We start from the raw sequence: 20611 nt of genomic DNA, 5'->3' as shown, positions 1-20611 counted from the left end.
ATATCAGACAGCTGTTCTGACTTAAACACAAAAGAGAGAACAGGGTCTGCCACTGCTCTCTCTCCCATGCCAATCAGGAGGCGCTTGCTTCCACAGGTGCCGCCACCAGCAGCTTGATGCTGCCGCCAACTTTTTCAATGGCAGCCTTAGCAGAAGCAGAAACGCCAGACACTTCAAAAGAAACGCCTTTTGTCAGCTCGCCTTCACCCAGAATGCGAACCCCTGCGTACTTGCCCGTCCCGACCAGACCGGCTTTCTTCAGCGTTTCTTCGGTAATGGTCACGCCGTTTTCCAGCTTACCATCAGCCAACGCCTGCTCTACCGCACCAAGGTTAACCGGTGCATAGACCTTGCGGAAGATGTTTTTAAAGCCCCGCTTCGGCATACGACGGTAGATAGGAAGCTGACCACCTTCGAACCCGTTGAGGGAAACACCCTCACGTGCTTTCTGGCCTTTCACACCCTTACCGGACGTTTTACCTTTACCGGAACCAATACCGCGCCCGAGCCGCTTTTTACGGTAGCGGGCACCTTCGTTATCACGAAGCTCGTTAAGTCTCATATTAGTCCTCCACCTTGATCAGGTGGGCCACTTTGCGGACCATACCCCGGGTAGACGGGGTATCTTCCAGAACCTTTTCGCGCCCGATCTTGTTCAGACCAAGCCCGATCAGAGTTTCCTGCTGACCCGGTTTACGCCCGTTACCGGACGCAATCTGCGTCACCTTGAAAGTTTTTTTATCAGACATCTGCAGCCTCCGCACCAGCAGCCTGGTCGCGCTTGCCAAAGATTTCCGCCACTTTCTTGCCGCGGCGATTTGCCACAGCACGAGGGCTGGCACAACGTGTCAGAGCGTCAAAAGTCGCCTTGACCATGTTGTGCGGGTTCCGGGTTCCCAAGGACTTGGCAACAACGTCATTAATGCCAAGGCTTTCAAACACCGCACGCATCGGACCACCAGCGATGATCCCCGTACCTGCTTCAGCCGAACGCAGCACAACTTTACCAGCACCGAAGTGGCCGGCAACATCATGATGCAGCGTACGCCCTTCTTTCATGGGAACGCGAATCATCCCACGCTTGGCGCGCTCGGTAGCCTTACGGATCGCTTCCGGAACTTCGCGCGCTTTACCAGCACCGTAGCCCACGCGACCCTTCTGGTCACCAACCACAACCAGAGCAGCAAACGCAAAGCGCCGACCACCCTTAACAACCTTTGCAACGCGATTGATGGTTACCAGCTTATCGACCAGTTCATCGCCTTCGCGTTCACGCTCACGGCCGCCTCGACCGCCTTCTCTTGGTTCACGAGCCATTGCGTGATCCTTTCCTCAGAAGGAGAGACCGCCCTCACGGGCCGCCTCCGCCAGGGCCTTGACGCGCCCGTGATAAAGATAAGATCCCCGATCGAACACGACCTGAGACACGCCAGCCGCAACAGCACGCTGGGCAACCAGCTTGCCAACCGCACCAGCGCTTTCCCGCGTTGCACCGTTTTTCAGGGCTTCACGCAGTTCTTTATCCAGCGTTGACGCAGATGCAAGGGTAACCCCCTGCGCATCATCAATCACCTGAGCGTAGATGTTCTTACCAGACCGGAAAACCGACAGACGAGGACGGCCACCAGCCTTGCGGCGAAGCTGAAAACGGAGACGCGCACGCCGCCGATTCCGCAATTCCTGCTGAGTGCTCATTATTTCTTCTTGCCTTCCTTACGGCGGATGGTTTCCGTATCATAACGAACACCCTTGCCTTTGTAAGGCTCAGGCTTACGATAGCTACGAATATCCAGAGCCACCTGGCCAACACGCTGCTTATCAATCCCTTCCACCACAATCGCGGTAGGACGCGGGGTAGAAATCTTGATGCCAGCAGGAATCGGATAGATCACGTCGTGAGAAAAGCCGAGGTTCATAACGAGGTTAGAACCCTGCACTGCCGCACGATAACCTGTCCCGGTAATTTCCAGAGTTTTGGAAAACCCGTCAGAAACACCTTTGACCGCACAAGCGATAAGTGCGCGTGTTGTACCCCACATCATGCGTGCCTGAGATTCGGTACCATTTGGCTGTACAACAACCAGATTGTCCTTCACTTCAGCCGTAACATGACTGGAGATGGGCAGAGAAAGCTCACCCAGCTTACCCTTGGCCTTAAAAACACCGTCCGCGATGGAAACTGTAACCCCTGCCGGAACTTCGACGGGATACTTGCCTACTCGTGACATTTATCCCTCCTCAGAATACGCGGCAAAGGACTTCACCACCAACATTGGCGGCGCGGGCCTCTACATCGGACAGAACACCACGCGGCGTGGACAGGATGGAAACACCCAGACCAGCGCAGACACGCGGCAATTCTTTAATTTTGGAATATACGCGGCGGCCAGGGCGGGAAACACGCTGGATTTCACGAATAACCGGTTCACCTTCCGCGTATTTCAGCTCGATGTGCAACTGGGCAATGCCCTTGCGCACTTCTTCACGCTTATAGCCACGGATGTAACCTTCGCGCTGCAGAGCTTCAAGCACATTCACACGCAGATTGGATGCCGGAGCAACACAAGAGTTGTGACGCGCACGCTGAGCGTTGCGAATACGGGTGAGCATATCACCCAAAGGATCTGAAAGCGACATCTCGAGCCCTTACCAGCTAGCTTTTACCACTCCCGGAATCTGGCCATCAGAAGCCAGATCACGGAAAGCGATACGACACAGCTCAAACTTACGGTAATTACCGCGAGAACGACCTGTCAGCTTGCAACGCAGACGCACACGTACACGAGAACCGTTACGCGGCAGTTCTGCCAGCTTGAGAGATGCATCAAACCGGTCTTCCACGGGCAAAGACCGATCCATTACGATGTTTTTGAGAGCAGTACGCTTCTCATTATCCCGTGCCGCCATGCGCTTGCGTTTAGCATTACGCAGGATGGCAGATGTTTTAGCCATACAACATTACCTCCGGAACCCTTCGAAAACCTTCGACGGTTTTCCAAGATCACACAATAAAGCAGCCTGTATCATCCCAAGAAGGGAAGATCAAATGCCTTCAGCAAAGCCTTAGCTTCTGCGTCCGTTTTCGCACTGGTAACGAACACAACATCCATACCGCGGACTTCGTCCACTTTGTCGTATTCGATTTCAGGGAAAACAATCTGCTCTTTCAGGCCAAGGGCAAAATTGCCACGGCCATCGAAGCCTTTTGTCGCAGGGAGACCACGGAAGTCGCGGATGCGCGGCATCGCAATCGTCACAAGACGATCGAGAAATTCGTACATCCGAGCCCGACGCAGCGTAACCTTACAGCCAATCGGCAGCCCTTCACGGATCTTAAAACCTGCGATTGCTTTCTTGGCAACCGTCTTAACTGGTTTCTGACCTGCAATAAGGGTCATTTCCGCAACGGCTGCATCCAGCTTTTTCTGGTCTCCAGCGGCTTCACCAACGCCCATATTCAGGACGATTTTTTCAAGCCGCGGCACCTGCATTTCGTTGGTATATCCAAACTGCTCACGCAACTTGGCACGAAGTTCACTCTCATAGCGCTGGTGAAGGCGCGGGAGGGAACGCCCTTCCTGATTCGCACTCATACCTGGCCTCTCAACCTTCAATCACTTCGCCAGTCGCCTTGGCAACGCGAACTTTTTTGCCGTTTTCCAGCACACGGAAGCCAACGCGGGTCGGCTTCTTGGAGACCGGGTCAACCAGCTTCAGGTTAGAGAGGTGGACAGCTGCCTCACGGGCAATAATTCCACCTTCTTCGCCCATGCGGCTAGCGCGCTGGTGACGTTTGGCAATTGCAACACCACGGACAACAGCGCGATCTTCGGAAGGACGAACCTCCAGAACTTCACCCTGCACACCCTTGGAAGAGCCGGTGATGACGACAACCGTATCGCCTTTTTTAATACGGGCAGCCATTACAGCACCTCCGGCGCCAAAGAGATGATCTTCATGAACTTCTTGGCGCGCAGTTCACGCACAACCGGGCCAAAAATACGGGTACCGATCGGCTCCTGCTGCTTGTTGATCAGCACGGCAGCGTTGCGGTCGAACCGGATGGCGCTGCCATCAGGACGACGAACCGGATAAGATGTACGCACGATAACGGCCTGGTGAACATCGCCCTTCTTCACCTTCCCACGGGGGATGGCTTCCTTGACGGAAACGACGATCACGTCGCCGACCGAGGCAGACTTCCGCTTGGAGCCGCCCAGCACCTTAATGCACTGCACCTGACGTGCACCGGAATTGTCGGCCACATCGAGGTTGGTCTCGGGATGGATCATAACCTAGAAATCCTTACGTTAGGCCGACGCGGTTTGTTCCACGCCCACGGCTTCACCGTTGCGGGAAATCACGGTCCACGTCTTACGCCGAGAAATGGGCGCACATTCAACAATCCGCACGGAATCACCGATCTTGCAGACGTTTTCTTCATCATGCGCCGCATATTTCTTGGAGCGACGAATGAACTTCTTGTACATAGGATGCATGACGCGACGATCGACAAGAACCGTAACGGTCTTGTCCATCTTGTCGCTCGTCACACGTCCGGTCAGGACGCGCCTCGGCATCGGCTACCTCTCCTCAGGCATTGGCAGCAGATGTTTTTGCACCTGCTACATTCTTTGCGTTCTGCGCAGCAATTGTCTTGATGCGCGCAATTTCACGACGGACCACACGGACGCGGCTCTGCGCTTCTGTCTGACCGGTGGCCCGCTGGAACCGCAAGTTGAGCTGTTCACGCTTAAGTTCAACCAGACGAGCTTCAAGCTCATCCGGTGTTTTAGCGCGCAAATCAGCTGGCTTTACTGCCTTTACCATCTTACGCATCTCCAATTCGGGTCACAAATTTGGTCTTGATCGGCAGCTTGGCAGCACCAAGAGCCAGCGCTTCACGCGCCAGTTCGGGCGGTACGCCTTCGATCTCAAACAAAATACGACCAGGCTTCACACGAGCCACCCAGAATTCAGGCGACCCCTTGCCAGAGCCCATACGCACTTCTGCAGGCTTTGTCGAGACCGGAATATCCGGAAAGATCCGAATCCAGACACGACCCGCACGTTTCATGGCCCGGGTAATGGCACGACGGGACGCCTCAATCTGGCGAGCCGTAATACGTTCCGGCTGCAGGGCTTTAAGGCCAAACGTACCAAAGTTCAGTGTGGTACCGCTTTTAGCAAGGCCGTGAATACGACCTTTGTGGGCTTTGCGGAATTTTGTCCGCTTAGGGGAAAGCATTGTTTTTTATCCTCTCCTCAGCGCTGAGGAGCCTGTTCGGCCGCCCGGCGATCCTGTGCCAACGGATCATGAGCAAGAATTTCACCCTTGAAGATCCATACCTTCACACCGCATGTGCCATAGGTGGTCTTCGCCGTTGCCGTACCGTAATCAATGTCGGCGCGCAGGGTGTGCAAGGGCACACGACCTTCACGATACCATTCAATACGTGCGATTTCGGCACCACCCAGACGGCCAGAGCAGTTGATCCGGATACCCTGGGCACCCAGACGCATAGCAGACTGCACCGCACGCTTCATGGCGCGACGGAAGGCAACGCGGCGTTCAAGCTGCTGGGCAATGTTTTCAGCAACCAGAGTCGCATCGATTTCCGGCTTGCGGATTTCAACGATATTCAGCGCAACTTCAGTACCGGCCATACGGGTCAGTTCTTTGCGCAGAGCGTCGATATCCTGCCCCTTCTTCCCGATGACAACGCCAGGGCGTGCTGCGTAGATCGTGACGCGCGGCTTTTTAGCCGGACGTTCGATAACAACGCGGGATACGCCTGCACCAGCCAGCTTGCGACGCAGGAACGCACGAAGCTTAAGATCTTCGTGCAGCAGACGGGAATAGTCCGCGTCTGCGTACCAGCGGCTGTCCCATGTACGGTTGATGCCGAGCCGCAGCCCGACCGGATTGACTTTATGCCCCATACTCAGGCCGCCTTCTGCTCGGAAGAAGCCGTGTCAGACACAATGGCCCGCTCGGCTACAACAATCTTCAGGTGACTAAAAAACTTTTCGACGCGTGCGGAACGACCGCGGCCACGTGCGTGAAAACGCCGCATGACAATGGACTTACCCACTTCGGCCGTTTTCACCACCAGCTGATCAACATCAAGCTGGTGGTTGTTTTCAGCATTAGCGATCGCGCTTTCCAGCGTTTTCTTAACCTGCTGAGCGATACGGCGCTTGGAGAATGTCAGCGTCGCAATTGCCTGAGATGCAGGTTTATTACGGATCAGGCCTGCCACAAGGTTCAGCTTGCGGGGGCTAACCCGGATGTTACGCGTGATAGCTTGCGCTTCTGTTTCCGCGAGCGTGCGCGGATGCTTCGGCTTGCTCATCTGTGCTCTTAGCCCCGCTTAGACTTCTTGTCAGCACCATGCCCGTGGAATGTACGGGTGGGAGAGAATTCGCCAAACTTGTGGCCAACCATATTCTCTGTCACCTGCACGGGCAGGAACTTCTGACCGTTATAAACACCGAACGTCAGACCAACGAACTGCGGAAGAATCGTTGAACGACGCGACCAGATCTTGATCACTTCATTCCGACCCGATGCGCGGGATACTTCAGCTTTATTCAGCAGATACCCGTCGACGAACGGACCTTTCCAGACGGAACGTGCCATCTTCTATTGCCCCTTACTTGCCGGTCTTCCGGCGACGGATAATCAGACCGTCCGTCCGCTTGTTGACCCGAGTTTTGTAACCTTTGGTGGGCTTGCCCCACGGCGTAACCGGATGACGACCACCAGATGTGCGGCCTTCGCCACCACCATGTGGATGATCAACCGGGTTCATCACCACGCCGCGGTTATGCGGACGGCGACCCAGCCAACGCGAACGACCAGCCTTGCCCATATGCTGGTTCATGTTGTCCGGGTTGGACACGGCACCAACAGTCGCCATGCATTCACCACGAACAACGCGCAACTCACCAGACTGCAGCTTGATCTGGGCGTAGCCGGAATCCTTACCAACCAACTGCGCATACGTTCCTGCGGAACGGGCCAGCTTGCCGCCAGCGCCCTGCTTCAGTTCGATGTTATGGATAATCGTACCCACCGGAATAGCAGCAAGCGGCATAGCATTGCCTGGCTTGATATCCACACGCGCACCGGCGATGACATTGTCACCAACCTTCAGGCGCTGGGGTGCCAGAATATAAGCCAGCTCCCCGTCTTCGTACTTCACCAGCGCAATGAATGCTGTGCGGTTGGGATCGTATTCAAGACGCTCCACAGTGCCCAGCACATCAAATTTGCGCCGCTTGAAGTCCACATAACGATAGGACTGCTTGTGACCGCCGCCACGGAAACGAGACGTGATACGACCGTTATTATTACGACCGCCCGACTTGTTCTTACCTTCCGTAAGCTGCTTGACCGGCTTGCCTTTCCACAGGTCAGCACGATCAATCAGAACCGTACCACGCAGGCTCGGCGTGACAGGATTAAAGTGCTTCAGTGCCATTAGTTTCTACCCTTGGTCACGCCAGCTTCGCGGTCAGGTCGATAGACTGACCTTCTGCAAGCTGAACGAACGCCTTCTTAACGTCAGAACGCTGACCAATACGCCCTTTAAAGCGCTTGGTTTTACCTTTCTGGACAAGGGTGTTGACTCCAACAACCTTGACCCCGAACAGCGTTTCCACCGCAACCTTGATTTCAGGCTTGCTAGCCGTCATTGCGACCTTGAAAACAACCTGATTTTTTTCAGAAAGCGCAGTCGCCTTCTCGGTGATGACAGGCGTCCGCACGATGTCGTACAGAGCCTCCCGAGAAAGACGCTCGGCTTTCTTGCGAATAGCAAGAATATTCGTCATGCCAGGCGTTCCTTCAGTCCTTCAAGGCCTGCCTGCGTGATGGCAAGCACCTCATGGTTCAGAATGTCATAAACATTCGCGCCAATGGTCGGCAGAATGTCGATCTTCGGCAGGTTGCGAGCTGCGCGCACGAAATTTTCGTCCACGGATGCATCCACAATCAGAGCCGAGGCCCAGCCAAGCCCTTGCAGCTTCTTTGCCAGCTCACTGGTCTTCGTCACGCCCGAAGCAGCGTCCAGAACGACCAGTTTACCTTCAGCCGCTTTCTGCGACAGGGCAGAGATCAGACCCAGACGACGCACCTTTTTAGGCAGGTCATAACCATGGTCACGCACGACCGGACCATGCACAACACCACCGGTACGATACTGGGGAGCGCGCAGGGAGCCCTGACGTGCGCTACCAGTACCCTTCTGGCGATACGGCTTTTTGGTCGTGCCGGACACTTCGCCCATGCCCTTGACCTTGTGCGTGCCAGCGCGGCGCTTTGCCAACTGCCAATGCACAACGCGTGCCATTACATCTGCCCGGGGTGCTGCGCCGAAAATTTCTTCCGGAAGCGTAGCTGAACCAGCCGTGCCGTTATCAAGTGTCTTGATTTCGATTTCCATGATCTCAGGCCTCCGCCTTCACAGCTGCCGGATACGGCGCATCGCTATGGCGGGCTTTCTTGATCGCATCACGAATGAGAACGACACCATTCTTTGCTCCCGGAACGGAGCCACGAATCATGATCAGATTCTTTTCCGGATCGACCGCTGCGATTTCCAGATTCAAGGTGGTCACGCGTTCATCACCCAGATGACCAGCCATTTTCTTGTTCTTGAAGGTTTTACCAGGGTCCTGGCGGTTACCGGTCGAACCATGCGAACGATGCGAAATAGACACACCATGCGAGGCCTCAAGACCAGCAAAATTCCAGCGCTTCATAGCGCCAGCAAACCCTTTGCCCTTGCTTGTCCCCGTCACGTCAACCTTCTGGCCGACAACGAAATGAGAAGCAGAAAGAACAGCACCGACTTCGAGCGTAGCATCGTCTGCCACACGGAATTCACGAACTGTTTTTTTGGGTTCAACCTTCACGCGGGCAAAATGGCCACGGTTGGGTTTTGTTACGTTTTTCACCTTGGCGTTGCCCATACCCAGCTGGACGGCTACGTAACCATCACGCTCCTGAGTACGAACGTCTACCACCTGCACTTCATCAACGTGCAGAACGGTGACAGGCACATGAGTGCCGTCTTCCTTGAACAGTCGGGACATGCCCAACTTTTTTGCGATCAATCCGGTGCGCATCGTCTGGACCTTAAAGTTTGATCTCGACATCCACGCCAGCGGCGAGGTCGAGCTTCATGAGAGCGTCCACGGTCTGCGGAGTGGGCTCAACAATATCGAGCAAACGACGATGAGTCCGAATTTCGAACTGTTCGCGGCTCTTCTTGTCAACGTGAGGAGAACGGTTAACCGTAAACCGTTCGATATGCGTCGGCAGCGGGATAGGACCCCGAACCCGCGCACCCGTACGCTTCGCCGTATTCACGATCTCTTTCGTGCTGTTATCAAGCACCCGATGATCGTACGCTTTCAGGCGAATGCGGATGTTCTGGTTGTCCATCTGTTTCTTAGTCCAACACTTTACTTATCCGGGTTTACCCGGCCGCCAAGTAAGACCCCAACCGAACGATCGGTTGGGGTCACTCAGTCTCTAATCCTTTATCGATTACTCGATAATGGAGGCAACAACGCCTGCACCAACGGTACGGCCACCTTCGCGGATAGCGAAGCGGAGACCTTCGTCCATGGCGATAGGAGCAATCAGCTCCACTTCCATGGCGCAGTTGTCACCGGGCATAACCATTTCCGTGCCTTCAGGCAGGTGCACAACACCCGTCACGTCAGTCGTACGGAAGTAGAACTGCGGACGATAGTTGGTGAAGAACGGCGTATGACGGCCACCTTCTTCCTTCGTCAGGATGTAGGCTTCAGCCTTGAACTTCTTGTGCGGCGTAATGGAGCCGGGCTTAGCCAGAACCTGACCACGCTCAACGTCTTCACGCTTCGTACCACGCACCAGAGCACCGATGTTGTCGCCAGCTTCACCGCGATCAAGCAGCTTGCGGAACATTTCAACACCTGTAACGGTGGTCTTGATGGTGTCTTTCAGGCCGACGATTTCAACTTCGTCACCCACGTTGACAACACCACGTTCCACACGACCGGTCACAACCGTACCACGACCAGAAATCGAGAACACGTCTTCGATCGGCATCAGGAACGGACGGTCAACCGGACGTTCGGGCTGCGGGATGTATGCATCAACGGCATCCATCAGGTCACGAACACGGTTTTCGCCAACTTCCGGGTCACCATCTTCCAGAGTAACCAGAGCAGAGCCCTTGATTACCGGAATATCGTCACCGGGGAACTGGTAGGAAGACAGAAGTTCACGCACTTCCATTTCAACCAGTTCAAGCAGTTCCGGATCATCAACCTGATCAACCTTGTTCAGGAACACAACCAGAGCCGGCACACCAACCTGACGCGCCAGCAGGATGTGCTCGCGGGTCTGCGGCATCGGGCCGTCAGCAGCGGACACAACCAGAATGGCACCGTCCATCTGCGCCGCACCGGTGATCATGTTTTTCACATAGTCAGCGTGTCCGGGGCAGTCGACGTGCGCATAGTGACGGTTTGCGGTTTCATATTCCACGTGAGCGGTGGAAATGGTGATGCCGCGGGCGCGTTCTTCGGGAGCGGCGTCGATCATGTCGTATGCTTTGTACTCAGCGCCGCCGGTCTTCGCCAGGGTCTTCGTAATAGCAGCCGTCAGAGACGTCTTACCATGGTCAACGTGACCAATGGTGCCGATGTTGCAGTGCGGTTTATTCCGCTCAAATTTAGCCTTAGCCATTGTTTACTCCATGCCCCAAAAAATGTCCGGGATGCAGTTGTTATAAGCGCCCCAATTCCCCGACAAGAGGGAAAGCGGAACTTTCACGGATTACCAGCGATAGTGACTGAACGCCTTATTGGCTTCAGCCATACGATGCGTGTCTTCGCGCTTCTTCACAGCCGCACCACGATTGTTCACGGCATCCAGAAGTTCGTTGGACAGACGGTCCTGCATGGTGTTTTCACCACGCTTGCGCGCTGCATCGATGACCCAGCGGATAGCCAGAGCCTGACGACGGTCAGTGCGCACTTCGACCGGGACCTGATAGGTCGCACCACCCACACGGCGGGAACGGACCTCAACGGCCGGCTTGACGTTATCCAGAGCATTATGGAACAGCGCGATCGGATCGGATGCTGCACCATTGCGACGGGCCATGGCGTCAATCGCACCATAGACAATCTTTTCTGCTGTGGACTTCTTACCGTCGAACATCAGCGCGTTCATAAAACGCGTAATGACGACATCTCCGAACTTCGGATCGGGAAGGATCTCGCGCTTAACAGCACGATGACGGCGACTCATACCTTAACTTCCTCTTATTTCGGACGCTTGGCGCCATACAGCGAACGACGCTGACGCCGCTTGGCGATACCCTGCGTATCGAGAACACCGCGAAGGATGTGGTAACGAACACCCGGCAAATCTTTCACACGACCGCCGCGGATAAGCACAACACTATGTTCCTGAAGGTTGTGACCTTCACCAGGAATATAGCTAACCACCTCATAGCCATTCGTCAGACGCACCTTGGCAACTTTACGCAGTGCGGAGTTAGGCTTTTTCGGTGTCGTCGTATAAACGCGGGTGCAAACACCGCGCTTCTGAGGGCAACCCTGCAGAGCGGGCACTTTGTTCCGCTTGACTGCAGGCTTACGCCCTTTGGCAATGAGCTGGTTGATGGTCGGCATGCGCCTTTCCCGATCCTTACACAGTTCGGTCGACCAGCTGCATTTTCTGCGGCTAGCCGACTTTCATTAAAAAGATCCCATCAGGCAACAACCCGAATGGGGCTATATTGGCATCCGGCTCCGCTTCCCCCCGGAAGCCAACCGCATGCTAAAACTCATACAGAAAACCTGAGTGCCCTGTTCACCAATAAAGATAAACAAAGCTGAGGGCTGCTAACTACAGCTCTCCCCACCAGAAGTCAAGCTTTACCCGGCGATTCTCTACGTCACAGACTCAAGACCCATAAAAAAGGCCGGAGCAATGCCCCGGCCTTTTCCAACATGCCTTTATAATAAAGACCTTACTCAGCAGCCGTACGGCTTACGCGCTGTTTGTCCTGTTCTGCGGCAATGGCGCGCAGGCGCTTCATGACGCTCCCCGTTCCTGCCGGGATCAGACGACCCACAATCACGTTTTCCTTCAGGCCCATGAGCTTATCAACTTTACCGGCAGTTGCCGCTTCAGTCAGAACACGCGTGGTTTCCTGGAAGGACGCGGCCGAGATAAAGGACTGGGTCTGCAACGATGCTTTGGTAATCCCCTGCAGCACCGGCATGGCCAGCGCAGGGCGTTCACCCGCATTGAGGCATTTGGTGTTTTCGACATCGAACTCAAGCCGATCCACCGTTTCACCAATCAGATAGGTCGTGTCACCCGGTTCCAGAATTTCCACCTTCTGGAGCATCTGACGAACGATCACTTCAATATGCTTATCGTTAATCTTCACACCCTGCAGACGATAGACATCCTGAATTTCATTGATCAGGTAATCAGACAGAGCCTCAACCCCCATGACCTTCAGGATGTCATGCGGAACACGGGGACCATCGACCAGTGGATCGCCTTTTTCCACAAAGTCACCTTCCTGAACGGAAATATGCTTGCCTTTGGGAATCAGGTATTCCTGCTCATGCCCTGTTTCGTCATTCTTCACGACAATACGGCGCTTGGACTTGTAATCCTTGCCGAATTCAACGCGTCCTTCCATTTCCGCAATAATAGCGTGATCTTTGGGACGGCGCGCTTCAAACAGTTCGGCCACACGCGGCAGACCACCGGTAATGTCACGCGTTTTGGAACCTTCACGCGGCAGACGCGCCAGCACGTCACCCGCGTTCACTTGAGCCCCATTCTCAATAGAAAGCAGTGTTTCCGGTGACAGGAAGTAACGGGCTTCAGACCCGTTATCCAGCTTCACCACTTCACCATTGACATCCTTAAGCTGAACGCGCGGACGCAGATCAACGCCCTTGCCCGCCTGCTTATAGTCAACCACCACCTTGGAAGTCAGGCCGGTCACTTCATCCATACGCTCGACAAGCGTGATGGAATCAATGAGGTCCAGATATTCGATCTTACCGGCTTTTTCCGTAATAATCGGAAGGGTGTAGGGATCCCACTCGGCCAGTTTCTGACCGCGCGCCACAGTAGCACCTTCCGTTGTGAGAAGACGCGCACCGTAGGGCACACGATAGCGGAATTTCTCCGCACCTTTCTCGTCTGTCAGCAGAATTTCACAGTTACGGGCCATAACGATTGGCACGTTCTGACTGTTCTGCACCACGTTACGATTGCGGATGACAATCTTACCATCACGGGAGGCTTCGATCATGGACTGCTCAGCACCGCGCTGCGCCGCACCACCGATATGGAAGGTACGCATGGTCAGCTGGGTACCAGGCTCACCAATGGACTGCGCGGCAATAACACCTACCGCTTCACCAATGTTGACTGGCGTGCCACGCGCCAGATCGCGCCCATAGCACCGGCCACAAACACCAACGCGGCTGTCGCAGGTCAGCACGGAGCGGATATGGATGACTTCCACACCCGAGGCTTCAATGCGTTCCGCATCGGCTTCATCAACAAGCCGGTTACGGGCGGCAATAACCTTGCCAGTCGCTGGGTCCACAACATCGGACGCAAGCGTACGACCCAGAATACGTTCAGACAGGGAGGCAACAACTTCCCCACCATCCATAACCGCACGCACGGTCAGCCCGCGTTCACTGCCGCAATCTTCTTCGATAATGATGCTGTCCTGCGCCACGTCAACCAGACGACGGGTGAGATAACCGGAGTTCGCGGTTTTGAGCGCGGTATCGGCCAGTCCCTTACGTGCACCATGGGTAGACGTAAAGTAATCGAGAACCGACAGGCCTTCCTTAAAGTTGGCGATAATCGGCTGTTCGATAATCTCACCTGACGGCTTGGCCATCAGCCCGCGCATACCAGCAAGCTGCTTCATCTGCGCCGGCGACCCACGGGCCCCGGAATGGCTCATCATCCACACGGAGTTGATCGGCTTGCCAACTTCCTGACGGGAAATTTCCTTGGTCATGGCCGCCTGCACTTCGTCCGTGCAACGTGACCAGGCATCGACCACCTTGTTATAGCGTTCGCCAGCCGTGATCAGACCATCCTGATACTGCTGTTCAAACTCTTTGACTTCAGCGGCAGTGCGATCGACCAGTTCTTTCTTTTCAGCCGGGATGATCATGTCATCCTTACCGAAGGAAATACCTGCCTTGGCAGCGTGGCGGAAACCAAGCGCCATCAGACGGTCGCAGAAAATGACGGCCTCTTTCTGCCCGCAATGACGGTAAACCGTATCAATCACGTCCGATACGGCTTTTTTGGTCAACTGCCGGTTAATCAGGGAGAACGGAATGGTCTCGTGCTTGGGCAGTATCTGCGCGATCAGCACACGACCTGGTGTGGTCACCGCCGTTTCATAGACCCGCTTGCCATCTGCACCAATCTGCTCAAACCGGGCCCGGATCTTGTCATGCAGTTTGAGCGCACCGGCGTTAAGAGCATATTCCACTTCCCCAATGGAAGAGAAAGACGCCGCACCAGCTTTGACCAGTTCACCCGTTGTTTCGTTGTACTCGTTCCGGTCAGGCGTAACCTTGAACTCAGGCGTTTCCAGGCTGAGGTAATACAGCCCGAGAACAATATCCTGAGACGGCACGATAATCGGCTTGCCATTGGCCGGACTAAGGATGTTGTTGGTCGACATCATCAGCACGCGCGCTTCAAGCTGGGCTTCCAGACTGAGCGGTACGTGCACGGCCATCTGGTCACCGTCAAAGTCCGCATTAAAGGCGGTGCAGACCAGCGGATGCAACTGAATGGCCTTACCTTCGACCAGAACAGGTTCAAACGCCTGAATACCGAGACGATGCAGAGTTGGCGCGCGGTTCAGAAGAACCGGATGTTCGCGAATGACCTCTTCAAGAATATCCCAGACTTCAGGACGTTCCTTTTCCACCATCCGCTTTGCAGCCTTGATGGTCGTAGCGTGACCATATTTTTCCAGCTTGGCGTAAATGAAAGGCTTGAAGAGTTCCAGCGCCATCTTTTTGGGCAGGCCGCACTGATGCAGCTTCAGTTCCGGCCCAACCACGATGACTGAACGGCCAGAGTAGTCAACGCGCTTACCCAGCAGGTTCTGACGGAAGCGACCCTGCTTGCCTTTGAGCATATCGGACAGGGACTTGAGCGGACGCTTGTTGGCGCCTGTAATCGCACGGCCACGACGACCGTTATCGAACAGGGCGTCTACGGCTTCCTGCAGCATGCGCTTTTCATTGCGCACGATAATATCGGGCGCACGCAGTTCCATCAGCCGCTTGAGACGATTGTTACGATTGATGACGCGACGATACAGATCGTTCAGATCGGACGTTGCGAAACGACCACCGTCCAGCGGCACAAGCGGGCGCAGCTCAGGCGGAATAACTGGAACCAGATCCAGAATCATCCACTCGGGGCGCGCGCCACTTTCTGAGAAGGCTTCTACCAGTTTGAGGCGCTTGACGAGTTTCTTGCGCTTGGCTTCGGACGTGGTTTCCTTAAGCGCCTGACGCAGTTCCACCTTTTCGGCATCGCACTCAATGCGCTCAAGAACCTTCTTGATCGCTTCGGCACCGATACCAACTTCAATCCCTTCCTCACCATAATCATCCATTGCGTCGAGATACTGCTCTTCGCTCAGGAGAGAATACTGCTTGAGAGGAGACGTGCCCGGCTCAAGAACCAGATAGTTCTCGAAATACAGAACTTTTTCCAGATCCTTGAGCGTGAGATCAACCATAAGGCCGATACGGCTTGGGAGAGACTTCAGGAACCAGATGTGCGCAACAGGGCTGGCAAGCTGGATATGACCCATACGCTCACGACGGACTTTGGCCAGTGTGACTTCAACGCCGCATTTTTCACAGATGATACCACGGAATTTCATCCGCTTGTATTTGCCGCAAAGGCATTCATAGTCTTTGATCGGGCCAAAAATCCGAGCGCAGAACAGGCCATCACGTTCAGGCTTGAACGTACGGTAGTTAATGGTCTCGGGCTTCTTGATTTCACCAAAAGACCAGGACCGGATCTGCTCGGGAGATGCGAGCTGGATCTTGATCTGGTCAAAGGTCATTGCCTGGCCGGTCTGGCCAAGAATTTTCATGAGTTCATTCATGTGCAGAAGCCCCCAAAGGGAAATGGAGCGCTGGAGCAATGGCTCCAGCCTCCTTCTTGAAATAAGTACGGATTGTGGCGGGGAAAATCACCGTTAGTTTGCCCCCTGCTCCAACTCCACATTGAGGCCAAGGGACTTGAGTTCCTTGATCAACACGTTGAAGCTTTCCGGAATACCGGCTTCAAAGTCATCCTGTTCGCGTACAATCGCTTCATAAACCTTTGTTCGGCCAGATACGTCATCCGACTTCACAGTTAGCATTTCCTGCAACGTGTAAGCGGCACCGTAGGCTTCGAGCGCCCACACTTCCATTTCCCCAAACCGCTGACCACCAAACTGCGCCTTACCACCCAGCGGCTGCTGCGTAACAAGTGAGTATGGACCAATGGAGCGGGCATGAATCTTGTCATCAACAAGGTGATGCAGCTTAAGCATATAAATGTAACCGACAGTCGTCTTGCGTTCAAACTGCTCGCCTGTCCGTCCGTCAATCAACTGCGACTGGCCCGACTTGTTAACACCAGCTTTTTCCAGCATGGCTTCAATATCGGGAATGGAAGCGCCGTCAAACACCGGGGTCGCAATAGGCACACCCTTACGCAGGTTATTGGCCAGTTCCACCAGCTCGTTGTTATTCATGTTCGCAATGGCGTCGTCATAGACCTTATCGCCATACACGTCTTTCAGACGGTCCAGCAGGTCCTGACGTTTTTCACCCGTGCGCTGGTAATCATCCACCAGCTCACCAATACCACGACCGATATTGGCACATGCCCAACCCAGATGCGTTTCCAGAATCTGACCGACGTTCATACGCGAAGGCACACCAAGCGGGTTCAGAACCAGATCAACAGGCGTTCCATCTTCGAGGAACGGCATATCCTCCACCGGGACCACGCGGGAGACAACCCCCTTGTTCCCATGACGACCTGCCATTTTGTCACCCGGCTGAAGCTTACGCTTCACCGCAACAAACACCTTGACCATCTTCATCACGCCAGGCGGCAGTTCATCACCACGCTGGAGTTTCTCAACCTTGCTTTCGAAGCGTGCCTGAATACGGGCAATGGCCGCATCAAACTCACGTCGCAGGGTTTCTAGCTCCGCCATAACGCTGTCAGATGTGACAACGATATGCCTCCACGTACCACGCGGCTGTTCGTCCAGAATTTCCTGCGTGATCAGCGTGCCAGAACGAATACCCTTGTAGCCAGCACCTGCAGTCTGATCGAGCAGTTTTTCACGCAGACGGCTATAGAATGAACGCTCCTGAATGGCCCGCTCATCATCACGGTCCTTGGCCAGACGTTCAATTTCTGCACGTTCGATTGCCATTGCGCGTTCGTCTTTATCCACGCCACGGCGGGAGAACACACGCACATCAACAATCGTGCCCGTTGTGCCAGGCGGCAGACGCAGGGATGTGTCGCGCACATCGGATGCTTTTTCACCAAAAATGGCGCGCAGGAGTTTTTCTTCCGGCGTCATCGGGCTTTCGCCCTTCGGCGTGACCTTGCCGATCAGAATATCACCAGGATTAACCTCGGCACCCACGTAGACAATCCCGGCTTCGTCAAGGTTGCGCAGAGCTTCCTCGCCAACATTGGGAATGTCACGGGTAATTTCTTCCTGCCCCAGCTTGGTGTCACGGGCCATGACTTCGAATTCCTCGATATGGATCGAGGTAAACACGTCATCCTTGGCAATCCGTTCGGAAATCAGGATGGAGTCTTCAAAGTTGTAACCGTTCCAGGGCATGAACGCGACCAGCACGTTGCGGCCCAGAGCCAGTTCACCCAGTTCCGTGGAAGGACCATCGGCAATAATATCGCCCACACTTACCTGATCGCCCACATGGACCAGCGGGCGCTGGTTGATGCAGGTGGACTGGTTGGAGCGCGAGTATTTACGCAGACGATAAATATCGACCCCCTGCGTCGCACCGCTGGCATCCGTCGAGCGCACAACAATACGGGCGCCATCAATCTGGTCCACAATGCCGTTGCGCTTGGCAACAATGGTTGCGCCGGAATCTCGTGCAACAGCTGCTTCCATACCCGTGCCAACCAGCGGCGCATCCGAGCGCACCAGCGGCACAGCCTGACGCTGCATGTTGGAGCCCATGAGTGCACGGTTCGCGTCATCATTCTCAAGGAACGGAATGAGTGCGGCCGCAACAGAAACAAGCTGCTTGGGTGATACGTCGCAGGCGGTCACTTCGGCCGGGGGAACAAGACGGAAGTCGCCATTGCGACGGACAGAAATAAGGTCGCTGGTCAACGCACCCTGATCGTTTACCTTGGCGTCAGCCTGAGCAACAACCAGTTTTTCCTCTTCCATGGCGGAGAGGTATTTCCATCCATCCTGCAACACGCCGTCTTTAACCAGACGATACGGTGTTTCAATAAACCCGTATTTGTTCACCTTGGCGTATGTGGCCAACGAGTTGATCAGACCGATGTTCGGACCTTCAGGCGTTTCAATCGGGCAGATACGGCCATAATGCGTCGGATGAACGTCACGGACTTCAAAGCCTGCGCGTTCACGCGTCAACCCGCCCGGACCCAGTGCAGAAAGACGACGCTTATGCGTGACTTCGGACAGTGGGTTGGTCTGGTCCATGAACTGGCTGAGCTGGGAGGAGCCAAAGAACTCGCGCACCGCAGCGGCGGCAGGCTTGGCATTGATCAGGTCATGCGGCATGACCGTATCAATATCCACCGACCCCATACGCTCACGAATGGCGCGCTCCATACGCAGCAGACCGATACGATACTGGTTTTCCATCAGTTCGCCCACGGAGCGGACGCGACGATTCCCCAGATTATCAATATCGTCGATCTGACCGCGGCCATCCTTCAGGTCACACAGAACCTTGATGGTGCGCAGGATGTCTTCCTTGCGCAGAACACGCATGGTGTCTGGCACATCAATGTCCAGACGCATGTTCATTTTCACACGACCCACGGCAGACAGGTCATAACGGTCTGCATCAAAAAACAGGCCCTGCAACATGGCTTCGGCCGTTTCCGCCGTGGGCGGTTCACCGGGGCGCATGACACGGTAAATGTCGATCAGGGCTTCATCACGACCGCTGTTTTTATCAACGGTCAGCGTGTTGCGGATCCACGGCCCCTTTGCGGAATCAATAGCCAGAACCGGCAGCTCGGTAATTCCGGCTTCTTCAAGCGCTACCAGACGGGCTTCTGTAATTTCCTCGCCTGCTTCCCCGTAAATTTCACCAGTGTTCATGTTGACCATGTCATGGGCGATAAAGCGCCCGATCAGATCAACCTCACCCACCAGCACTTCACGGGTTTTTTCAGCAATCTTGCGAACCAGACGGGCCGTCAGCTTTGTTTCGGCTTCGGCCACAACTTCGCCGGTTTCGGCATCCACCAGCGGCGCCAGCAGCTTGAGGCCACGGAAAGAGTCCGCATCAAACGGACGCGCCCAGCCCTTGGCGGACTTGGTAAAGATCACTGTGTCGTAGAAATAGCCAAGGATTTCATTGGCGTCCATGCCATGAACATCCAGCGCATCCAAATCCCCACCTTCCGCCAGCTTTGCCTTGCGCGCAGCGGCGGTGGCAGCACCTTCAAGTGCATAGAGCAGCGTGGTAACGGGCAGCTTACGCTTGCGGTCAATACGGACGTACAGAAGATCCTTGGCGTCGAATTCAAAATCAAGCCACGAGCCACGATAAGGAATAACACGCGCAGCAAACAGGTATTTGCCTGACGAATGCGTCTTTCCCTTGTCATGGTCAAAGAACACACCAGGGGAGCGATGCATCTGGCTGACAATAACGCGCTCGGTGCCATTAACGATAAAGGTACCGTTATCGGTCATGAGCGGCATGTCGCCCATGTAAACCGGCTGCTCTTTAATGTCGCGAATAGAGCGTGAACCCGTATCCTCGTCTACATCCCACACGATCAGGCGCAGGATGACCTTCAGCGGCGCTGAGAACGTGAGACCACGCTGAATGCATTCTTCAACATCGTATTTCGGGTCTTCAAATTCGTAGCTTACGAACTCCAGACGACCACGACCAGCAAAGTCATTGATCGGAAATACGGAGCGGAATACCTCCTGCAGACCCGTAGCCGTGCGCGCATCAGGCGACACATTGGCCTGAAGAAACGTCTCGTAAGACGCGCGTTGCACATCTATCAGGTTCGGCATCGGGGCGATTTCGGGAATCCGCCCGAAACTCTTGCGAATCCGCTTCCGTCCTGTGAACGATTTGGTGATTGCGTTCATCGTCGCTCCTGCCCCGCCCTTATCTCGGACCATCAGGCTCGTGGTCTGCCGCGAGCCTGATGGTCCGACCTACTTTCGGCCAAAACCAAACCGGATTTACCCGGCTACCTGCCCCAGATCAACCT

The 20611-nt window shown here is 54.9% G+C and carries 26 protein-coding genes; all 26 read right to left on the bottom strand.

What is annotated here, in order from left to right:
- Positions 1-73: 73 nt before the first annotated feature.
- The 26 genes from rplO to rpoB all read right to left on the bottom strand — a co-directional run bounded on the left by rplO (position 74) and on the right by rpoB (position 20486).
- The gene (gene rplO, locus PY793_RS01530) at positions 74-562 is read right to left on the bottom strand and encodes a 50S ribosomal protein L15 (RefSeq protein ID WP_275176357.1); all 489 of its coding nucleotides are present in this window, start codon (positions 560-562) and stop codon (positions 74-76) included.
- Between the two features lies 1 nt (position 563).
- Positions 564-749 (bottom strand): 50S ribosomal protein L30, encoded by a 186-nt coding sequence (gene rpmD / locus PY793_RS01525; RefSeq protein ID WP_275176356.1) that lies wholly within the window; start codon positions 747-749, stop codon positions 564-566.
- On the bottom strand, positions 742-1317 hold the full coding sequence (gene rpsE, locus PY793_RS01520; protein WP_048852990.1) for a 30S ribosomal protein S5: 576 nt from the start codon (positions 1315-1317) through the stop codon (positions 742-744). Before rpsE ends, rpmD begins: the two co-directional genes overlap by 8 nt.
- Positions 1318-1332: 15 nt before the next feature.
- Positions 1333-1695 carry a 50S ribosomal protein L18 gene (gene rplR / locus PY793_RS01515; protein WP_166110476.1) on the bottom strand — a complete coding sequence of 121 codons (363 nt, stop codon included), beginning with the start codon at positions 1693-1695 and terminating at the stop codon, positions 1333-1335.
- Complete coding sequence (gene rplF, locus PY793_RS01510; RefSeq protein WP_086647133.1) at positions 1695-2228, bottom strand: 50S ribosomal protein L6; 534 nt, start codon at positions 2226-2228, stop codon at positions 1695-1697. The genes rplR and rplF overlap by 1 nt, the downstream gene beginning before the upstream one ends.
- A gap of 10 nt (positions 2229-2238) precedes the next feature.
- Positions 2239-2637: a 30S ribosomal protein S8 gene (gene rpsH / locus PY793_RS01505; protein ID WP_025826943.1), complete on the bottom strand. Its 399-nt coding sequence runs from the start codon at positions 2635-2637 to the stop codon at positions 2239-2241.
- 9 nt (positions 2638-2646) lie between these two features.
- Complete coding sequence (gene rpsN / locus PY793_RS01500; RefSeq protein ID WP_025826945.1) at positions 2647-2952, bottom strand: 30S ribosomal protein S14; 306 nt, start codon at positions 2950-2952, stop codon at positions 2647-2649.
- A gap of 71 nt (positions 2953-3023) precedes the next feature.
- Complete coding sequence (gene rplE, locus PY793_RS01495) at positions 3024-3593, bottom strand: 50S ribosomal protein L5 (RefSeq protein ID WP_086638474.1); 570 nt, start codon at positions 3591-3593, stop codon at positions 3024-3026.
- Between the two features lie 10 nt (positions 3594-3603).
- Entirely contained in the window at positions 3604-3924 is a 321-nt protein-coding gene (gene rplX, locus PY793_RS01490) for a 50S ribosomal protein L24 (RefSeq protein ID WP_275176355.1), read from the bottom strand.
- On the bottom strand, positions 3924-4292 hold the full coding sequence (gene rplN, locus PY793_RS01485; protein WP_025826951.1) for a 50S ribosomal protein L14: 369 nt from the start codon (positions 4290-4292) through the stop codon (positions 3924-3926). The genes rplX and rplN overlap by 1 nt, the downstream gene beginning before the upstream one ends.
- An 18-nt stretch (positions 4293-4310) precedes the next feature.
- Positions 4311-4580, bottom strand: a complete 270-nt coding sequence (gene rpsQ, locus PY793_RS01480; protein ID WP_275176354.1) for a 30S ribosomal protein S17 — start codon at positions 4578-4580, stop codon at positions 4311-4313.
- A 13-nt stretch (positions 4581-4593) separates the two neighbouring features.
- A complete protein-coding gene (rpmC, locus tag PY793_RS01475) occupies positions 4594-4830 on the bottom strand; it encodes a 50S ribosomal protein L29 (protein WP_275176353.1) in 237 nt (78 codons plus the stop codon).
- A 1-nt stretch (position 4831) separates the two neighbouring features.
- The gene (gene rplP, locus PY793_RS01470) at positions 4832-5248 is read right to left on the bottom strand and encodes a 50S ribosomal protein L16 (RefSeq protein ID WP_025826957.1); all 417 of its coding nucleotides are present in this window, start codon (positions 5246-5248) and stop codon (positions 4832-4834) included.
- A gap of 17 nt (positions 5249-5265) precedes the next feature.
- Positions 5266-5943 carry a 30S ribosomal protein S3 gene (rpsC, locus tag PY793_RS01465; RefSeq protein ID WP_086647128.1) on the bottom strand — a complete coding sequence of 226 codons (678 nt, stop codon included), beginning with the start codon at positions 5941-5943 and terminating at the stop codon, positions 5266-5268.
- A 2-nt stretch (positions 5944-5945) separates the two neighbouring features.
- The gene (gene rplV, locus PY793_RS01460; RefSeq protein ID WP_275176352.1) at positions 5946-6356 is read right to left on the bottom strand and encodes a 50S ribosomal protein L22; all 411 of its coding nucleotides are present in this window, start codon (positions 6354-6356) and stop codon (positions 5946-5948) included.
- A gap of 8 nt (positions 6357-6364) precedes the next feature.
- Complete coding sequence (rpsS, locus tag PY793_RS01455; protein WP_012812769.1) at positions 6365-6643, bottom strand: 30S ribosomal protein S19; 279 nt, start codon at positions 6641-6643, stop codon at positions 6365-6367.
- Between the two features lie 13 nt (positions 6644-6656).
- Complete coding sequence (gene rplB / locus PY793_RS01450) at positions 6657-7487, bottom strand: 50S ribosomal protein L2 (RefSeq protein ID WP_086647126.1); 831 nt, start codon at positions 7485-7487, stop codon at positions 6657-6659.
- Between the two features lie 16 nt (positions 7488-7503).
- On the bottom strand, positions 7504-7839 hold the full coding sequence (locus PY793_RS01445) for a 50S ribosomal protein L23 (RefSeq protein WP_048852979.1): 336 nt from the start codon (positions 7837-7839) through the stop codon (positions 7504-7506).
- Positions 7836-8450 (bottom strand): 50S ribosomal protein L4, encoded by a 615-nt coding sequence (rplD, locus tag PY793_RS01440; protein ID WP_275176351.1) that lies wholly within the window; start codon positions 8448-8450, stop codon positions 7836-7838. Before rplD ends, PY793_RS01445 begins: the two co-directional genes overlap by 4 nt.
- A 4-nt stretch (positions 8451-8454) precedes the next feature.
- Positions 8455-9135, bottom strand: a complete 681-nt coding sequence (rplC, locus tag PY793_RS01435; protein ID WP_275176350.1) for a 50S ribosomal protein L3 — start codon at positions 9133-9135, stop codon at positions 8455-8457.
- A gap of 10 nt (positions 9136-9145) precedes the next feature.
- Positions 9146-9454: a 30S ribosomal protein S10 gene (gene rpsJ, locus PY793_RS01430; protein WP_007282720.1), complete on the bottom strand. Its 309-nt coding sequence runs from the start codon at positions 9452-9454 to the stop codon at positions 9146-9148.
- A 105-nt stretch (positions 9455-9559) separates the two neighbouring features.
- Positions 9560-10750 (bottom strand): elongation factor Tu, encoded by a 1191-nt coding sequence (tuf, locus tag PY793_RS01425; RefSeq protein WP_166110496.1) that lies wholly within the window; start codon positions 10748-10750, stop codon positions 9560-9562.
- Between the two features lie 90 nt (positions 10751-10840).
- Positions 10841-11317, bottom strand: coding sequence for a 30S ribosomal protein S7 (gene rpsG / locus PY793_RS01420; RefSeq protein ID WP_059023537.1), 477 nt, complete (start codon positions 11315-11317; stop codon positions 10841-10843).
- A 14-nt stretch (positions 11318-11331) separates the two neighbouring features.
- The gene (gene rpsL, locus PY793_RS01415) at positions 11332-11703 is read right to left on the bottom strand and encodes a 30S ribosomal protein S12 (RefSeq protein WP_003622698.1); all 372 of its coding nucleotides are present in this window, start codon (positions 11701-11703) and stop codon (positions 11332-11334) included.
- A 341-nt stretch (positions 11704-12044) separates the two neighbouring features.
- Positions 12045-16220: a DNA-directed RNA polymerase subunit beta' gene (rpoC, locus tag PY793_RS01410; protein ID WP_275176676.1), complete on the bottom strand. Its 4176-nt coding sequence runs from the start codon at positions 16218-16220 to the stop codon at positions 12045-12047.
- A gap of 93 nt (positions 16221-16313) precedes the next feature.
- Positions 16314-20486: a DNA-directed RNA polymerase subunit beta gene (gene rpoB / locus PY793_RS01405; protein WP_275176349.1), complete on the bottom strand. Its 4173-nt coding sequence runs from the start codon at positions 20484-20486 to the stop codon at positions 16314-16316.
- Between the last annotated feature and the right edge of the window lie 125 nt (positions 20487-20611).

The organism is Acetobacter fabarum, from assembly GCF_029069195.1.
Taxonomy (GTDB): Bacteria; Pseudomonadota; Alphaproteobacteria; order Acetobacterales; family Acetobacteraceae; genus Acetobacter; species Acetobacter fabarum_A.
This window is presented reverse-complemented; position numbering and strand designations above follow the sequence as displayed.

What these genes read in the sequence shown, in the direction of transcription:
- rplO (WP_275176357.1), bottom strand. Translation starts at nt 562, where the DNA reads ATGAGACTTAACGAGCTTCGTGATAACGAAGGTGCCCGCTACCGTAAA.
- rpmD (WP_275176356.1), bottom strand. Translation starts at nt 749, where the DNA reads ATGTCTGATAAAAAAACTTTCAAGGTGACGCAGATTGCGTCCGGTAAC.
- rpsE (WP_048852990.1), bottom strand. Translation starts at nt 1,317, where the DNA reads ATGGCTCGTGAACCAAGAGAAGGCGGTCGAGGCGGCCGTGAGCGTGAA.
- rplR (WP_166110476.1), bottom strand. Translation starts at nt 1,695, where the DNA reads ATGAGCACTCAGCAGGAATTGCGGAATCGGCGGCGTGCGCGTCTCCGT.
- rplF (WP_086647133.1), bottom strand. Translation starts at nt 2,228, where the DNA reads ATGTCACGAGTAGGCAAGTATCCCGTCGAAGTTCCGGCAGGGGTTACA.
- rpsH (WP_025826943.1), bottom strand. Translation starts at nt 2,637, where the DNA reads ATGTCGCTTTCAGATCCTTTGGGTGATATGCTCACCCGTATTCGCAAC.
- rpsN (WP_025826945.1), bottom strand. Translation starts at nt 2,952, where the DNA reads ATGGCTAAAACATCTGCCATCCTGCGTAATGCTAAACGCAAGCGCATG.
- rplE (WP_086638474.1), bottom strand. Translation starts at nt 3,593, where the DNA reads ATGAGTGCGAATCAGGAAGGGCGTTCCCTCCCGCGCCTTCACCAGCGC.
- rplX (WP_275176355.1), bottom strand. Translation starts at nt 3,924, where the DNA reads ATGGCTGCCCGTATTAAAAAAGGCGATACGGTTGTCGTCATCACCGGC.
- rplN (WP_025826951.1), bottom strand. Translation starts at nt 4,292, where the DNA reads ATGATCCATCCCGAGACCAACCTCGATGTGGCCGACAATTCCGGTGCA.
- rpsQ (WP_275176354.1), bottom strand. Translation starts at nt 4,580, where the DNA reads ATGCCGAGGCGCGTCCTGACCGGACGTGTGACGAGCGACAAGATGGAC.
- rpmC (WP_275176353.1), bottom strand. Translation starts at nt 4,830, where the DNA reads ATGGTAAAGGCAGTAAAGCCAGCTGATTTGCGCGCTAAAACACCGGAT.
- rplP (WP_025826957.1), bottom strand. Translation starts at nt 5,248, where the DNA reads ATGCTTTCCCCTAAGCGGACAAAATTCCGCAAAGCCCACAAAGGTCGT.
- rpsC (WP_086647128.1), bottom strand. Translation starts at nt 5,943, where the DNA reads ATGGGGCATAAAGTCAATCCGGTCGGGCTGCGGCTCGGCATCAACCGT.
- rplV (WP_275176352.1), bottom strand. Translation starts at nt 6,356, where the DNA reads ATGAGCAAGCCGAAGCATCCGCGCACGCTCGCGGAAACAGAAGCGCAA.
- rpsS (WP_012812769.1), bottom strand. Translation starts at nt 6,643, where the DNA reads ATGGCACGTTCCGTCTGGAAAGGTCCGTTCGTCGACGGGTATCTGCTG.
- rplB (WP_086647126.1), bottom strand. Translation starts at nt 7,487, where the DNA reads ATGGCACTGAAGCACTTTAATCCTGTCACGCCGAGCCTGCGTGGTACG.
- PY793_RS01445 (WP_048852979.1), bottom strand. Translation starts at nt 7,839, where the DNA reads ATGACGAATATTCTTGCTATTCGCAAGAAAGCCGAGCGTCTTTCTCGG.
- rplD (WP_275176351.1), bottom strand. Translation starts at nt 8,450, where the DNA reads ATGGAAATCGAAATCAAGACACTTGATAACGGCACGGCTGGTTCAGCT.
- rplC (WP_275176350.1), bottom strand. Translation starts at nt 9,135, where the DNA reads ATGCGCACCGGATTGATCGCAAAAAAGTTGGGCATGTCCCGACTGTTC.
- rpsJ (WP_007282720.1), bottom strand. Translation starts at nt 9,454, where the DNA reads ATGGACAACCAGAACATCCGCATTCGCCTGAAAGCGTACGATCATCGG.
- tuf (WP_166110496.1), bottom strand. Translation starts at nt 10,750, where the DNA reads ATGGCTAAGGCTAAATTTGAGCGGAATAAACCGCACTGCAACATCGGC.
- rpsG (WP_059023537.1), bottom strand. Translation starts at nt 11,317, where the DNA reads ATGAGTCGCCGTCATCGTGCTGTTAAGCGCGAGATCCTTCCCGATCCG.
- rpsL (WP_003622698.1), bottom strand. Translation starts at nt 11,703, where the DNA reads ATGCCGACCATCAACCAGCTCATTGCCAAAGGGCGTAAGCCTGCAGTC.
- rpoC (WP_275176676.1), bottom strand. Translation starts at nt 16,220, where the DNA reads ATGAATGAACTCATGAAAATTCTTGGCCAGACCGGCCAGGCAATGACC.
- rpoB (WP_275176349.1), bottom strand. Translation starts at nt 20,486, where the DNA reads ATGAACGCAATCACCAAATCGTTCACAGGACGGAAGCGGATTCGCAAG.